This window comes from Acinetobacter sp. TUM15071 (assembly GCF_008980925.1).
Taxonomy (GTDB): Bacteria; Pseudomonadota; Gammaproteobacteria; order Pseudomonadales; family Moraxellaceae; genus Acinetobacter; species Acinetobacter dispersus.
This window is the reverse complement of the sequence record NZ_BKGB01000001.1, coordinates 19,593-35,048: the sequence shown is the minus strand read 5'-3', so window position 1 is coordinate 35,048 and position 15,456 is coordinate 19,593. Positions and strand designations below refer to the sequence as shown.

At 39.6% G+C, this 15,456-nt stretch carries 12 protein-coding genes; 2 read left to right on the top strand and 10 right to left on the bottom strand.

What is annotated here, in order from left to right; translation table 11 throughout:
* Positions 1-99: 99 nt before the first annotated feature.
* The 8 genes from GBI66_RS00145 to gloB all read right to left on the bottom strand — a co-directional run bounded on the left by GBI66_RS00145 (position 100) and on the right by gloB (position 11,448).
* Positions 100-1,326 carry a multifunctional CCA addition/repair protein gene (locus tag GBI66_RS00145; protein ID WP_151714728.1) on the bottom strand — a complete coding sequence of 409 codons (1,227 nt, stop codon included), beginning with the start codon at positions 1,324-1,326 and terminating at the stop codon, positions 100-102.
* 96 nt (positions 1,327-1,422) lie between these two features.
* Positions 1,423-3,693 carry an NADP-dependent malic enzyme gene (locus GBI66_RS00140; protein WP_005189872.1) on the bottom strand — a complete coding sequence of 757 codons (2,271 nt, stop codon included), beginning with the start codon at positions 3,691-3,693 and terminating at the stop codon, positions 1,423-1,425.
* 191 nt (positions 3,694-3,884) lie between these two features.
* The gene (locus tag GBI66_RS00135) at positions 3,885-6,761 is read right to left on the bottom strand and encodes an EAL domain-containing protein (protein WP_151714727.1); all 2,877 of its coding nucleotides are present in this window, start codon (positions 6,759-6,761) and stop codon (positions 3,885-3,887) included.
* 116 nt (positions 6,762-6,877) lie between these two features.
* Positions 6,878-7,597 carry a 16S rRNA (uracil(1498)-N(3))-methyltransferase gene (locus tag GBI66_RS00130; protein WP_151714726.1) on the bottom strand — a complete coding sequence of 240 codons (720 nt, stop codon included), beginning with the start codon at positions 7,595-7,597 and terminating at the stop codon, positions 6,878-6,880.
* Between the two features lie 22 nt (positions 7,598-7,619).
* Positions 7,620-8,456 (bottom strand): methylenetetrahydrofolate reductase [NAD(P)H], encoded by an 837-nt coding sequence (gene metF / locus GBI66_RS00125; RefSeq protein ID WP_033133643.1) that lies wholly within the window; start codon positions 8,454-8,456, stop codon positions 7,620-7,622.
* Between the two features lie 73 nt (positions 8,457-8,529).
* Complete coding sequence (gene ahcY, locus GBI66_RS00120) at positions 8,530-9,912, bottom strand: adenosylhomocysteinase (RefSeq protein ID WP_005211580.1); 1,383 nt, start codon at positions 9,910-9,912, stop codon at positions 8,530-8,532.
* A gap of 298 nt (positions 9,913-10,210) precedes the next feature.
* A complete protein-coding gene (locus tag GBI66_RS00115; protein WP_004771531.1) occupies positions 10,211-10,417 on the bottom strand; it encodes a hypothetical protein in 207 nt (68 codons plus the stop codon).
* A gap of 299 nt (positions 10,418-10,716) precedes the next feature.
* A complete protein-coding gene (gene gloB, locus GBI66_RS00110) occupies positions 10,717-11,448 on the bottom strand; it encodes a hydroxyacylglutathione hydrolase (protein ID WP_005189857.1) in 732 nt (243 codons plus the stop codon).
* A gap of 360 nt (positions 11,449-11,808) precedes the next feature.
* Here gloB and GBI66_RS00105 point away from each other — a divergent pair, with 360 nt between their 5' ends.
* Together GBI66_RS00105 and GBI66_RS00100 are read left to right on the top strand one after the other, a co-directional pair.
* Positions 11,809-12,795 carry a hypothetical protein gene (locus tag GBI66_RS00105; RefSeq protein ID WP_151714725.1) on the top strand — a complete coding sequence of 329 codons (987 nt, stop codon included), beginning with the start codon at positions 11,809-11,811 and terminating at the stop codon, positions 12,793-12,795.
* Positions 12,789-13,655, top strand: a complete 867-nt coding sequence (locus tag GBI66_RS00100) for a histone deacetylase (RefSeq protein WP_151714724.1) — start codon at positions 12,789-12,791, stop codon at positions 13,653-13,655. Before GBI66_RS00105 ends, GBI66_RS00100 begins: the two co-directional genes overlap by 7 nt.
* A 54-nt stretch (positions 13,656-13,709) precedes the next feature.
* Here the strand turns inward: GBI66_RS00100 and GBI66_RS00095 are convergent, their stop codons facing one another.
* Positions 13,710-14,405, bottom strand: a complete 696-nt coding sequence (locus GBI66_RS00095; RefSeq protein WP_004654491.1) for a methionine ABC transporter permease — start codon at positions 14,403-14,405, stop codon at positions 13,710-13,712.
* Positions 14,402-15,430, bottom strand: a complete 1,029-nt coding sequence (locus GBI66_RS00090) for a methionine ABC transporter ATP-binding protein (protein ID WP_005189850.1) — start codon at positions 15,428-15,430, stop codon at positions 14,402-14,404. The genes GBI66_RS00095 and GBI66_RS00090 overlap by 4 nt, the downstream gene beginning before the upstream one ends.
* Positions 15,431-15,456: the final 26 nt, after the last annotated feature.

The window sequence follows — 15,456 nt, the reverse complement described above, 5'->3', positions numbered from 1 at the left end:
CAATAGTAAATAAAATTAATCGTTTGCTTGATTAATAATCTTTTTGATACATAGATAAGAAAATCTGTATAAAAAAGACTTAATTTACTTAAAAATTAATCAGTTATTGTGCAACTCTTTAAATTTGGCTAGTGCTTCAATGCGATACTGAATCAGCATTTCACCAATTTCTGGGCCAGTGACATGTTCAGGTAAATCTTGCGCACGAATATTTCTGACGATTTGCATCGCATCTAACATGTATTGCGCTTGTGGGTACGGGCGTTGCTCTAAGCCTAAACGACCTTTGGCATCACATTCACAGGCCTGAACAAAAGCTTCCACTTTTTCAGGTCGACGCAATACATCTAAGCGTTGTAAAAGACGCCATAAAGTGCCAGGTTTCAGATTCTTTACTTGATGGCACTTCAAATGTTCTTTACACACAATTAAAGCTAAGCTTTTTAAATGGGTGGGTACTTTTAAACGATCACAGAGATCTGTCACAGGCTTTATGCCACGTTCTTCATGCATGATATGGCGTGGTAATTCGTCCACTGGGGTGAGTGCCTTGCCAAGATCATGAACAAGCACAGCAAAACGCACATCTAGCGCATATTTTGCTAAACAGGCTTGTTTGAGTGCCATGAGCGTGTGAATACCACAATCAATCTCAGGATGATATTCAGGACGTTGTGGTACACCAAATAGCGCGTCAATCTCAGGGAATAAAATTTTTAGGGCATCACACGCTTTGAGTGTTTGAAAGTAGACATCTGCGTGATCTTCAAGCAATGCACGTGAGGTTTCTTTCCAGACGCGTTCAGGTGTTAATGCATCAAGCTCACCTGATTTGGCAATTTCCTGCATTAATTCTAGAGTTTCATCTGCGATTTTAAAGCCGTAGCTTGCATAACGAGCAGCAAAACGAGCTACACGGAGTACGCGTAGTGGATCTTCGGTAAATGCATCCGATACGTGACGTAGAATTTTTTGATCTAAATCTTGCTGCCCGCCATAGGGGTCATATACTGTACCATCATCATCCATCGCCATTGCATTAATGGTTAAATCGCGACGAATGAGATCTTCTTCTAACTTAACTGTAGTGTCGGTAAAAAATTGAAAGCCGTGATAACCCACACCAGATTTACGCTCTGTACGAGCAAGCGCGTATTCTTCTTTTGTTTTTGGATGTAAAAATACAGGAAAATCTTTGCCAACGGGTTGATAACCTTCAGCCAATAGTTGCTCGGGCGTTGCTCCAACCACCACATAATCTTTTTCGTGATAGGGATGGCCGAGTAAATGATCTCGAACTGCACCGCCTACTAAATAAACTTGCATGAAAAAACCTCTATTCTTCACACAATCATGCTACAGAATAGAGGTTTTCTCAAGCGTTAAGCGAAGCTTTTCAAGAAAAGCTAGGCTCGAGTCGACTTAGTTTTGACTTTGCTGAATTTCAGCAACTGTTAATGCTGTCATATTCACCAAACGACGAGTCGTTGCTGTAGGTGTCAGAATATGAACAGGTTTTGCAGCACCTAATAAAATAGGACCAATAGTCACATTATTACCAGAAGTTGCTTTTAACAAGTTGAATGAAATGTTAGCTGAATCTAGGTTAGGCATAATCAACAAGTTTGCTGAACCTTTGAAACGTGAGTTCGGGAATGCAAAATGACGAATATTTTCATCTAATGCTGCATCACCGTGCATTTCACCTTCCACTTCTAACTCAGGCGCTTGCTCTGAAAGCAAACGATAGACTTCGCGCATTTTTTGTGCGCTTGCATCAGTTTGGTCGCTACCGAAGCTTGAATGAGAAAGCAGGGCAACACGTGGTGTAATCCCGAAACGACGAACTTCTTCAGCCGCTAAAATCGTCATTTCAGCAAGTTGTGCCGCTGTTGGATTGGTATTTACATAAGTATCAGCAATAAATAAATTGCGATCTTCAAGCATTAACGCATTCAATGTAAAGAATGTGCTGCGACCTTCTTTTAAGCCAATGACGTTTTTCACGAAATCTAAATGAATGTCGTAACTTGAGTAGGTACCACACAACATACCATCAGCTTTGCCAAATTTAACCAACATCGCTGCGATAAGTGTAGAACGACGACGTGCTTCACGTTGCGCATATTCAACAGTTACGCCTTTGCGTTGCATGATTTGATGGTATTCTTTCCAGAAATCATCGTATGAAGGATTTTTTTCCTGATCGACGATTTCAATGTTTACACCATGTTGTAAGCGTAAACCTAACTTTTTGATATTGTCTTCAATTACCGCAGTACGACCAATCAGGATTGGTTTCGCTAAGCCTTCATCAACCACAATCTGAACAGCACGTAATACACGTTGGTCTTCACCTTCGGCATATGCAATACGTTTAGGATCTGTCTTTGCTTGAGAGAAGATAGGTTTCATCAAGAATGCTGAGTTATAAACAAACTCAGAAAGACGTTGACGGTATGCAGAGAAATCCTCAATCGGGCGTGTTGCTACACCAGAATCCATTGCAGCTTTCGCTACAGCAGGCGCGATTTCTAAAATCAAACGTTGATCAAGTGGGCGAGGGATCAGGTAATCACGGCCAAATGATGCAGATTTTTCACCATAGGTTGCAGCATCAGCTTCAACATGTGCCATACGTGCAATTGCGTGTACGCATGCAATCTTCATTTCTTCATTAATTGTAGTTGCACCAACATCAAGTGCACCACGGAAGATGTAAGGGAAGCAAAGTGCATTGTTTACTTGGTTTGGATAATCAGAACGTCCTGTTGCCATAATGACATCTGGGCGAACTTCATGTGCATGTTCAGGTAAAATCTCAGGATCTGGGTTTGCAAGTGCAAAAATAATTGGATTTTCAGCCATTTCTTTAACCATTTCTTTGGTTAAGATACCTGCAGCTGAAAGACCCAAGAACATATCAGCACCTGCCATAACTTCATGTAATTGGCTGGCTTGAATGTCTTGCACATAACGTTTTTTCGAATCATCCAATCCTTCACGTGATGTTGTGAGAAGACCGCGAGAGTCGGCAACGAAGATATTTGCTTTGTTCACACCTAAAGCACAAAGCAAATCTAAGCATGAAAGTGCGGCAGCACCTGCACCTGATGCAACGATTTTAATTTCGTCAATTTTTTTATTTACCAGTTGCAAAGCATTGAGCAATGCTGAACCGACAATAATACTGGTACCATGTTGGTCATCATGGAACACTGGAATTTTCATGCGTTCACGAAGTTTCTTCTCGATATAGAAACATTCTGGTGCCTTGATATCTTCTAAGTTGATACCACCAAAAGTTGGCTCTAATGCAGCAACGATATCAACGATCTTGTCTGGATCATTTTCATCAATTTCGATATCAAATACATCAACACCAGCGAACTTCTTGAACAGAACGCCTTTACCTTCCATCACTGGTTTAGAAGCGAGCGGACCAATATTTCCTAAACCAAGCACGGCTGTACCATTACTCACGACGGCAACCAGATTACCGCGCGCTGTATATTTTGCAGCGGCAGAAGGGTCACGTTCGATTTCCAAACATGGAGCAGCAACACCTGGTGAGTAGGCAAGCGCTAAATCTCGTTGGTTAACGAGCTGCTTGCTAGGTGTCACACTGATTTTTCCTGGTGTTGGAAATTCATGGTAATACAAAGCGGCTTGTTTTAAAGATTGATCGTCCATCTGAGTCTCGTTTGTTCCGATAATAATCAGACATATAGATGTCTAATTACGATATTAAGATAAGTGCACAAGAATATAGCACTAGTTCATGCTTTCGCACAGTCAAAAAAGCTTATTTTCACTGAACTTCAAGCTTATTGACAATCGATGCTGTGTGTAAAATAAACTGCCAAAAAGCTCAAAATTAGTCGTTAAATGGAATATTTTACAGTTGACTGTTGCATCTGTTTTTGCAGATATTCCGTTGCATGGGCAGAAGTTAATGGCTGTGAAAATAAGTAACCCTGTAATATGTCGCAATTTTGTCGTTTCAAGTATTCGTACTGCTGTTCTGTCTCAACGCCTTCTGCTACAACTTTTAGGCCAATGGTTTTGCCCATTGCAATCATGGCATTAACTATCGCATCTTGTTTGGCATTGCCAATTTTCGAGATAAAAGCTCGGTCAATTTTTAAAATGTCAATTGGATATTCGGTTAAGTAGGCGAGTGAAGAATAGCCTGTACCGAAGTCATCTAAAGCGATAGAAATATGACGTTCTTTAATGGCATTTAACACCGTTTTGACACTGTCGGTATTTTCAATAAAGGCAGATTCAGTAATTTCCAATTCAAGATTTTTCCCTGAAATGGCATAGGTATTTAACACAGCATCAATGTCATGTAGAAGTTGACCACGTAAAATCTGCTGCGCCACAATATTGACAGCAATGTTGATATTACTAAAACCAAGTTTTTGCCATGTTTGCAGTTGTTTGGCTGCCTCATGCAAGACGAATTGACCAATATCCGAAATCAGGCTGGTACTTTCCGCTAAAGGAATGAAAATACTTGGCATGATCAGACCTTTGGTTGGATGCTTCCAGCGAATTAAGGCTTCAAAACCATTAATTTGATTATTATGTGCATTAATTTTCGGTTGATAGTAAACAACCAGTTCATTGTTCTGAATGGCTTTTCTGAGGTCAAGTTCAAGGTCGGTATATTTCGCAACAAAATTGGCTCTTTCATTTGAATAATAGCGAATGGTATTGCCACCCAAGCGCTTGGCTTCTGTCAGCGCCTGTTCTGCGTGGGTATTTAAATTATCCACTTGGCGACCATGTTCTGGGTAAATGGCAACACCAATTGAAATACTCACGAAGTATTCTTGATCAGCCAAATAAAATGGCTTGCTGAAGGCTTCAACGATGTTATTGCACAGTTGATGAATCGGCGGGTGCAAGGGTGACATTTCGTAAATGATCGCAAAGTCATCTGCACTTAAGTGCGCGACTAATAGCGCATCAATATTACTAATGCGTAAACGTTGTGCGACCTGTTTCAGCAGCTCATTGCCAGCTTGATTACTAATGATTTCATTCAATGCGCGGAAACGATCGATATTTAGACGAATTACAGCCAAATGTTGAATCGAAGCTTCATTGACCAAATATTGATGTAGTTGTTGTTGATAGTAAAAGCGATTTGGCAGATCAGTCAGCGTATCGTAATTGGTGAGGTAAGATAAACGCTGTTCTTGATGTTTGCGTTCAGTTTGGTCCGAGACAATACCAATATAATTGATGACACGATCTTGCTCATTTTTCACTGCATTGATATGAATCCATAAGAAACAGGATTTTTCAGAACTATAGGTTTCTTGAAATTCACCTTCATATTCATGCTCTTCACGAAGAGTATCGAGAATAGACAAATGGAAATTGTGGTGATGTTGTTTATTTTGTTTGGTGATTTCAAATAACTGTTTATTGATGATGGTTTGTTTATCGATGCCGGTAAGTTGCTCGTATTTTGGATTCACTTCAATGTAGTTAAAGTTTTCATCTAAAATAAAAATACCTTCAGATGCTTGTTCGAACACACTGGCGGCGAGTTTTAAACGTTCCTGATCTTTCTTTTCCTGATTAATATCACGATGAATACCCACCATGCGTAAAGGCGTATCATCTTTGGGGTCTCTTAAAATGACCTGACCGACATCGTGAATCCAGGTCCACTCACCATTTTGGCGTTTAATTCTGAAGGTTTCTTCATAACGTTTAGTTTGACCGCAGAGGTGATTGTATAAGGTGTTTTTTACCCGCTCGATGTCTTCTGGGTGAATGATTTTATGTAATAGGGTGTAGTGATTTTCAGAATTACGAGTGACTGCATTGCTGTGCGCATTGGTCACGCCAACGGTATGATTTTCAAGATTCCAGTCCCAAGGGCGAATGCCCGCAGTTTCATGGGCAAAGGTTAAGTTCTGACGATGTTCTTCTAAACTTTCATTCATTTGTGTGAGGTCGAATGTACGCTCACGAACCTTCTGTTCCAATAAATGATTATTAAACTGGAGTTGCGCTTCAATATCTTTAGATTTATTCACTTCACGTTGTAATTGTTGGCAAAGTTCTTCTGTCCATTGATTATGTTGTTCAGCGACATCAATCAGTTGTTTATTCTTATCCAGTACCAAAGCTAAACGTTTATGAATTTTATAGGTGACTTGAGCACACAGGACTGTTGCAAAAAAAGAAGAATAATAAGCAAGATAGAACAAGGTGTGATCATGATCACGATGTAAAAGCTGAGATGCGATTAAAGGGAAGATACTTGGAATAAAAAATAAGAAAAAATAGCGAATATGTTGAGTTAAAAAGGTGAGTGCAATGATATGAGATGCCGTAAGTAACAAGGCAGTTAAAGTTAAAACATGCGACCCGACCAGATGAGGGACATCTACCATCAAATAGTGATTAATCACAATGGTATTGACCCCGATCAATAAGCCTGTAAAGAAACAAATCAACTGGAAAATGATGTTGGTTTGTTTGGTATAGCGAATCGAAGAATAGCGTTTTAATAGAAAATGACAGATACAAGTGAAACTAAACAAAAGGATGAGGGTAATGCTCATCCAAGTTGTGAAAATATTTGATTCAAATGAATAAAAAAGACCAAACAGGGCGTAATCTAACAGACAAATACAAAATACGCTTAATACGAATAAGCGTACATGATTTGGATAATCGATTTGATCCGTATAGATAAACTGTGGCAAATTTTTTTCCTGAACCCCTAACATACAAAGAATAATCCTTTTCATTTTTTATCTATATTTACAGTCTTTGTTTTTTTGTAAACAGAGCGGAGTTTTATTTTAAATTAACGCTAAACATAACAGAAAGCAATGCTACTGTTTTAGTTCGATGCAAAGTGATAATTTAAAATAGATAAAGCAACAACTGGTGCTGTTTCCGTTCTTAGAACACGATCACCAATACACCAGTTTTGAAACTGATGTTGATTGGCAGTGTTAATCTCTGCTTCACTTAAGCCACCTTCGGGACCAATAAGTAAGGCTAAATCAGGGGAGCTATTCAGCAATACATTGTTTTGGTCTTTATTGGGTGCAAGCACTAAACGTGTTGTAGGTAGCTCTGAACTTAGCCACTCTGTTAAGGGAATCGGGGCAAGGACTTGCGGAACGCGATTCATGCCACATTGTTCGCAGGCTGCAATTGCAACGGACTGCCAATGGTCTATTTTTTTCTGGTCACGGTCGTACTTTAAACGCATTTCACAGCGTTCGCTGGTCAGGAGTTGAATGGTCGTAACACCGAGTTCAGTGGCTTTTTGAATCGCATAATCCATGCGATCACCTTTACTCATCACTTGACCTAAAACAACTTTGAAAGGTGCTGTACGGTCTGCTGCTTCAAATTGATCAACAGAAACAAAAGCATTTTTTTTGTCGATTTGAGTTAGTGTTACGACATATTCACCACCTTTTCCGTTGAAAAAGATGGCTTGTTCTTGTTCTTTTGCACGTAGCACACGTACCCAATGATGAAATACCGATTCGGTTAATTCAACGGTATTGCCTGTATTTAATTCGGTTTCGATATAAAAACGATTCATGCTTGGGTTATGCTCGTACAAATTAGTTTAAACCAAGATCGACAACCAGTTGTCGAGTCGGTTCGGTTTGGTTCATTGAATAAAAATGTAGGGTAGGTGCGCCACCTGCGATCAGGCGTTCACAAAGTTTTACAATCACTTCGTGACCAAATGCTTTGATGCTTGCGCTATCGTCACCATACGCTGCGAGTTGCTTACGAATCCAACGTGGAATTTCTGCACCTGTTCCATCAGCAAAGCGGATCAAGTTACTCGCATTGGTAATTGGCATGATACCTGGTGCAACTGGAATATTCACGCCAGCTTTAGTAATACGTTCAATAAAATAGAAATACGCATCTGGATTGAAGAAAAATTGAGTAATACCTGCATTCGCGCCTGCATTTACTTTTTCAACAAAACGTTGAATATCACTATCAAAGGTATCAGCTTGTGGATGCATTTCAGGATAGGCAGCCACTTCAATGTGGAAATGATCGCCTGAATGCTCGCGGATAAAGCGAACTAAGTCTTGGGCATAAGGAAGTTCGCCCAAACCGACCTGACCTGATGGTAAGTCACCACGTAAAGCGACAATACGATCAATCCCTTGAGATTTATATAAATCTAAGAGCTCAGCAATACGTGCTTTGTCATCACCAATACAAGAAAGGTGAGGCGCAACTGGTGTACCTTTGCCGTTAAAGTCACTAATCGCAGCTAGAGTACGTTCGCGTGTAGAGCCACCTGCACCATAGGTAATCGAGAAAAACTCTGGGTTTAATCGTTGTAATTCTTGATGAACAGTTTTTAATTTTTCTGCACCAGCATCAGTTTTTGGTGGGAAAAATTCAAAAGAAATAGGAACACGTTTTGTCATTTCAAATCCTTTTTAAAAATCGCTTGGAATTTTAGAAAAAAGGGCAGTCCGTAAAACGTCTGCCCTGATTTTCTTAGTATTTATAAGCGTCAGATTTGAACGGACCTTCTACAGGAACGCCAAGGTAATCTGCTTGTACTTGCGTTAATTGTGTTAACACACCACCAAAGCCAAGCACCATTGCCGCAGCAACTTCTTCATCTAATTTCTTAGGAAGAACTTCTACGCGAATCGCTGCTTGTTTTTGCTCAGCAGGTAAGTCAGCAAATTTTTCAGCAAATAAATGCATTTGACCTAACACTTGGTTAGCGAAAGAACCGTCCATCACACGTGATGGGTGGCCTGTTGCATTACCAAGATTCACTAAACGACCTTCAGAAAGAAGAATGAGGTAGTTGTTTTCGTCTTCTGAACGATACACTTGGTGTACTTGTGGCTTCACTTCAACCCACTTGTAACCACGTAAGTATGCAGTGTCGATCTCTGTATCAAAGTGACCGATGTTACACACTACAGCACCCGCTTTTAAGCTATCTAACATTGCAGAATCACATACATGGTAGTTACCAGTTGTCGTGACAACAAGATCAGTATTGCCTAGTAAGTCTTGGTTAATATCTTCTTTTTTGCCAGTTTGTACGCCATTTTTATATGGAGATACAACTTCGTATCCATCCATACATGCTTGCATTGCACAGATTGGATCAACTTCAGTTACACGAACGATCATGCCTTCTTGACGTAAAGATTGCGCAGAACCTTTACCAACATCACCATAACCAATGACTAGTGCACGACGACCAGAAAGTAACATGTCAGTTGCACGTTTGATAGCATCGTTTAATGAATGGCGGCAACCGTATTTGTTGTCATTCTTCGATTTAGTGATCGAATCGTTCACGTTGATCGCTGGTACTTTAAGCGAACCGTCTTTCCACATTTCCAACAGACGTTGTACACCTGTTGTGGTTTCTTCAGTAATACCGTGGATACGTTCTAAAAGCGCAGGGTATTTTTCATGAACAAGAGCAGTTAAGTCACCGCCATCGTCCAAGATCATGTTGGCATCCCAAGGCTGACCGTTGACGTTGATTTGCTGTTCTAAGCACCACACATATTCTTCTTCAGTTTCGCCTTTCCACGCGAATACTGGAACACCGCTTGCAGCAATCGCAGCAGCAGCATGGTCTTGAGTAGAGAAGATATTGCAAGAGGTCCAACGCACTTCTGCGCCGAGTTCAACCAATGTTTCGATTAAAACAGCAGTTTGGATTGTCATGTGGATACAACCCAAGATTTTTGCGCCAGCAAGTGGTTTAGCTGCTGAATAACGCTTACGTAAACCGATCAAAGCTGGCATTTCTGCTTCAGCAAGTTTGATCTCTTTACGACCATAGTCAGCAAGGGAAATATCAGCAACTTTATAATCTGTAAATGAAGCATTCACCGCGTTCATCAGGATCTCCTAGAAAAAATAGTATGGATCATTCTGTTCGCGGATGCCGTTGTTGGTTAAAACGAGCGTCTAACCGATCGTCGAGCCTGGCAAATTGATCTTTAATGCCAATCAATTGTCGCAGCATCCCTCGACTGGCCATAATGATACTTGGAAATCGTGTTTGTTCCAATGAAATTTTGTTTGAAATGGTTAGAAAATGAAGGATTAAATGAGAGATACGTTTTAATTATTTTTATGAGCATCAATCAAGGATTCCAAATCCCTTTGAAACCCTGATATCTAGGGAAATTTGCCATTAGGCTTTTAAATGATCTTCAAACTCTTCACCCAGTTGCATTGCTAAAGCATTACCAGATAAATCGCCTGTGACTAATCCATATTCTTTTTTGAAGCTAAATGTGAAGCCACGGTTATCTGTCAGATTTTTAACCGAATATCCTAATTTTTCTAACCAAATACGGAAAGCCAATACGTTTTTTGCTTTAACAACTCTGTTTTTCATGGCAGATCTCCTTGTGAACATGTATTTATTAATAAGGGTCAGTTAAATTTTTTTAAAGGGGGGATTGCATAGATTTATTTTTCCACATGTAAGTAATGTAAATTTAGCGTAATTTTTATAGATAGAATCTTATCTGTGTTTTTATTAGTTTATTGAATTTACTATAAAAAATATTTTTTATAAATATGGTGGAAATCAATTTTTAGGGAAAATATTCTTGAATCAAATGTAAAAAATGATTTCATTTTCCACTTTGCTGTGAAAGTAGAAAATGAATCAGTCGAAGCGATGGGATTTAATTAAAATTGATCTTTCAGACTACGAATTCGTGCAAATTCTTCTGCACTTTCAGTTCGCAGGAAGGGATTGGTTTCAAGCTCTAATTCGATCGTACTTGGAAGGGTAATTTGATCTGCTTCTCTTAGCGCTTTGACTTGTTGCATACGCTCTTGTAGTGCGACATTATTTGGTTCAACAGTTAAGGCGAATTCAGCGTTGGCAAGGGTGTATTCATGGGTGCAGTATACTTTGGTCTGAATAGGTAACGCAGCCAACCGATTCAATGAGTGATACATTTGCTCCGCTGTCCCTTCAAATAGACGACCACAACCCATTGCAAATAAGGTGTCACCGCTAAACAGTGTCTCTATTTTTTCAATAAAATAAGTAATATGACCAAGGGTATGACCAGGTGTTGCAATAATTTCAACTTTAAGATCATTAAAATGAAAATGATCGTCATTTTGTAATGGATTTGAAATGAATGAGATTTTAGTCAACTCATCCCGTGGTCCATACACCAAAATATTCTGATCGGCGAGTAAACCTTCAACTCCACCTGTATGATCTTTATGCCAATGCGTCAGCCAGATTTGTTTAAGTTGTAGACCATGCTGCTCACAGAAATCAGTAACTAAACCAGCTTCTGTTGGATCAATGGCTACGACTTCTTGTGTATCTGTATCTTCCAATAACCAAATATAGTTTTTTAAGGCATTTTTTACGTCAATTGCATGAATCTTATAATGCATAGCCGAATCCTAAAGCTTTGTTTCGTGAGGTTATTGCGGTTTGGGTACCCATATGAGTGCCTATTTCTAGTGTAAGTGCAAATTCAGTCCAGTGCAAAACTCCTACTGATTTATAGTGCTGAATAATGACTTTCTCGGGCATATTTTGACAGCTAAGTTCAGCCGATATCTTTATCGTTGACAAGTATCATATTTTCAATAAAGATGAGATAAAAGTTTTATAAGTTAATGATTTATCTTTAATCGTATAAAAATATTGAAGTAAAGCTAAATAATTTCAATGATTAGATTTAAAAAGAGAAATACAGATTTTTTACGATGGGTGAAAAGTAATAAATCTGAAAAACAAGAGGGGGCGTTATGTCTGAGCTGATCGATCATGAAGTGGTCGTTATCTTTAAAAAGTATTTATACCCGCTCTCTGCCAAACTTACAGAAATGCTGAATGAGCATTTTAGTCATCAGACTGAACGTCGGGGTTGTGGTTATACACAAGCAACGCGTGTTATTGCAGAGTTTGTTTCTCAAGTTCGAGATTCAATTGGGTTTCAGGATTTGCGTATTTTTGAAGATTATGACAGCAAGGGTTTAAAGAATGTCTTGAACCAGAGTGCTTCCTATGGATTGGAACTTGATTCGTGGCGCAACTTAGATATTAGCCCAGCAGTTCAACAATGTTTACAACGCTTAAATCCACAAGAAACCTTTGCCCAAAATCTGCAACAGGAAGTTAATTTTCAAGCCAAGTTAAGAGCCATTCATCAATATGCAGAACTTGAAGAGAGCCAGCTGATTTGTCAGCTTCTTAGCGATATTATTCTGCCGCAAAAAGCACAGCAGATTGGCATGATTGAGTGTCAGGCTTTAGAGGAAAAGCCCAAGGTGGGCTCTTGCCCGATGGCAGAAAAATTCTTCTTGCGTATTGCACACCACCGTTTATTAAGGCAGGGTGAAATCAATATTTTTGTGGATGAGCATGATCAACCCATCATGATGGAAAAATTGAATATGGGGGATAACCACTCTTGCATCAGCTTAGTTCCCTTGATGATGAATGGTGTTCGTTTACCTGCCGGAAGTCTGTTTTCAACACATTATGAAATCGAGCTGCTCGAAAAGCATAAAAATAAGCAATATAAAGGCTATGTGATCCCGATTGCCGAGATGAATGGTTTTTGGTTTTTACGTTTAACAACTTTGGCTGTGTCACCTGAAAATCGTGCTCGGGCATTTGGATATCACTTTAAACAACAGGTCGATAATGGATTATTTAGACCTGATACAACCGAATTGAGTCAGCTGATGGAAATTGCGCGTGATCAGATTTACGTAGGACATCCATGCTAAAAGCTTGTTATTCTCCACGCTATTTTGCACGAACGCATACCAATAGTATGGAAAAACTCACTGCTGTTGCGGATGTATTACGTGCTCAACAGATGGTTGAATTGATAGACCCAGGTAGTATTGATGTTGAGCTGTTAAAGAAATTGCATAATCCACAGTATGTGGATGCTTTTATATCTGGAGAAACTGCATTTGCAACTATTCAAGGTTTTAAGCCATGGAATGAACAACTGAGAGATGCGATTTTATCAGTTCAGGCTGGACAGTTGATTGGAGCTGAAATCGCTTTGAATGAAGGGATTGCCGCAAATATTGCTCAAGGTTTTCATCATGCCAGTTATGAATCTGGTGCAGCCTATTGTACTTTTAATGGTTTAGCGCTGGTTGCTAAGCAATATCCAGAAAAACGTATATTTGTTTTGGATTGTGATCAGCATGGCGGTGATGGCACAGCTATTTTCACCAACCGAATGACCAATTTGGTAAATTTTGGAATTTTTGGCATTCGTTTTGGTTGTAAGGCTGGTGATCGCAGCCTGACCCGTTATATTCATCCCAAACAAGGGAGTTTCGATTTATATCGTGAAGCGATTTTTGAGGCATTCCAATATGCTTCGCGTTGGGAGGCAGATTTAATCATTTATCAGGCAGGTATGGACTGTCATCAACATGATAAATATGGCTCCAAATGGTTTAGCACTGAGCTATTATTCGAACGTGATCGAATTGTCTTTGAGATGGCCAAGAAAATGAAAATTCCAATACTGTTCGTTTTGGCTGGGGGATATCAGGCATTGGATGATTTAGTGCCATTGCATGTCAATACTTTTAAAGCGGCGAATAAAATCTATTTTCCTTAAGTAAAAATACAAGACATAAAAAAACGCTCAGCTGAGCGTTTTTTCTATTTTTTACTATCGCAGTTTTGCTAACCAATCACCGAGCATTTGTACCATCTGAACCAACAGTAATAACACGATGACCGTTAAAATCACCACACTGGTGTCGAAACGCTGGTAACCATAAGAAATTGCCAAGTCACCAATACCACCAGCACCAACAGCACCTGCCATCGCAGTTGCACCGATGAGCGAGATCGTACCCGTAGTTAAATTCAGAATCAGAGAGCTACGTGCTTCAGGAATAATAAATTTAAAGATAATTTGCCAAGGGGATGCACCCATTGCTTGTGCGGATTCAACAATGCCTTCATTCACTTCAAGTAACGAAGTTTCAATTAAACGACCTAAATATGGGCCGACATAAATGGTTAAGGGCACAATCGCAGCCCAAGTCCCAATTGATGTTCCAACCAACATTTTGGTCAGTGGAATAACAGCAATCAATAAGATAATGAAGGGAAGAGAACGTAAGGCATTCACAATCGGATTGAGGAAATAATAAATCGCGCGATTTTGTAAAATACCGCCCGTACGGGTAACCACTAAGGTAATGCCTTGGATAAGTCCCCAAATACAGCCAAACAGCAGGGAGAAGAATACCATTTGGAAGGTTTCTTGTAGTGCTGTAACAAATTGGTCGATGGATAAGGAACTATGCCAAAACGGAGCGGTGACTTGAGTCAACCATTGTACGATTAAATCTCTCATTGGCTAACCACTCCAGACTGTTCAACTTTCACGCCTTGAAGCTCAAGAAATTTAACAGTTTCTTGAATGGTCAGCGGATCACCTAAGAGTTGGATGAACATTTGTCCAATCACGGTGCCATTAATTTCGGTCATGTTCGCGAAAAGAATATTTAGACTGATATCAAATTGCTTAATCGCAGCTTGAATAACGGTTTCTTGTGCTGATGTACCTAAGAACTGCAAGCTATAGATGCTATTGTGATGCTTATGTTCAAGATTATTCAGAATATTGATCGGCAACTGTTGTTGCAATACCGTTTGAATAAAGGTCTTGGTGGTTGGATGCTGTGGCTGACTGAAAATATCCAGTGTCGGACCAGTTTCAATCACATGACCTGATTCCATTACCGCCACATAATCGCATACCGATTCGATTACATCCATTTCATGAGTGACCATGACAATAGTGATGTTTTGTTCTTGATTGATCTTTTTTAATAAAGCCAAAACAGATTTGGTGGTTTGTGGATCAAGTGCAGAGGTTGCTTCATCGCAGAGTAAAATCTTAGGATGATTGGCGAGTGCACGTGCAATCCCGACGCGTTGTTTTTGACCACCTGAAAGTTCATCAGGGTAGGCATCTTTTTTATGTTTGAGATCAATGAAATCAAGCAATTCAGCGAGACGTTTTTCTCGCTCTGCTTTGCTATGACCTAATAATTTTAGCGGTATTTCAATATTTTCAGACACAGTTTTGGTCTGAAGTAAATTGAAGTGCTGAAAGATCATGCCGATATTTGCACGTTCTTGACGAAGTGTACGCGCATCCATTGCGGTAAAATCTTTTTGATTAATGATCACTTGTCCCTGAGTCGGGCGCTCAAGTAAATTAATCATACGGATAAGCGTACTTTTACCTGCACCACTGTAGCCAATAATGCCAAAGATACTACCGTCTGGGATCTCTAAATTGATCTGATCCAGCGCGTTAATTGTTTGACCTTTCAACTGATAGTGTTTCGAAATGTTTTTAAATTGGATCATGTTCGTCAATACTATGCAAAAAAGAA

Bases quoted from the DNA above. Each gene is read 5' to 3' on its own strand.
- GBI66_RS00145 (WP_151714728.1), bottom strand. From the start codon at position 1,326: ATGCAAGTTTATTTAGTAGGCGGTGCAGTTCGAGATCATTTACTCGGC.
- GBI66_RS00140 (WP_005189872.1), bottom strand. From the start codon at position 3,693: ATGGACGATCAATCTTTAAAACAAGCCGCTTTGTATTACCATGAATTT.
- GBI66_RS00135 (WP_151714727.1), bottom strand. From the start codon at position 6,761: ATGTTAGGGGTTCAGGAAAAAAATTTGCCACAGTTTATCTATACGGAT.
- GBI66_RS00130 (WP_151714726.1), bottom strand. From the start codon at position 7,597: ATGAATCGTTTTTATATCGAAACCGAATTAAATACAGGCAATACCGTT.
- metF (WP_033133643.1), bottom strand. From the start codon at position 8,456: ATGACAAAACGTGTTCCTATTTCTTTTGAATTTTTCCCACCAAAAACT.
- ahcY (WP_005211580.1), bottom strand. From the start codon at position 9,912: ATGAACGCGGTGAATGCTTCATTTACAGATTATAAAGTTGCTGATATT.
- GBI66_RS00115 (WP_004771531.1), bottom strand. From the start codon at position 10,417: ATGAAAAACAGAGTTGTTAAAGCAAAAAACGTATTGGCTTTCCGTATT.
- gloB (WP_005189857.1), bottom strand. From the start codon at position 11,448: ATGCATTATAAGATTCATGCAATTGACGTAAAAAATGCCTTAAAAAAC.
- GBI66_RS00105 (WP_151714725.1), top strand. From the start codon at position 11,809: ATGTCTGAGCTGATCGATCATGAAGTGGTCGTTATCTTTAAAAAGTAT.
- GBI66_RS00100 (WP_151714724.1), top strand. From the start codon at position 12,789: ATGCTAAAAGCTTGTTATTCTCCACGCTATTTTGCACGAACGCATACC.
- GBI66_RS00095 (WP_004654491.1), bottom strand. From the start codon at position 14,405: ATGAGAGATTTAATCGTACAATGGTTGACTCAAGTCACCGCTCCGTTT.
- GBI66_RS00090 (WP_005189850.1), bottom strand. From the start codon at position 15,430: ATGATCCAATTTAAAAACATTTCGAAACACTATCAGTTGAAAGGTCAA.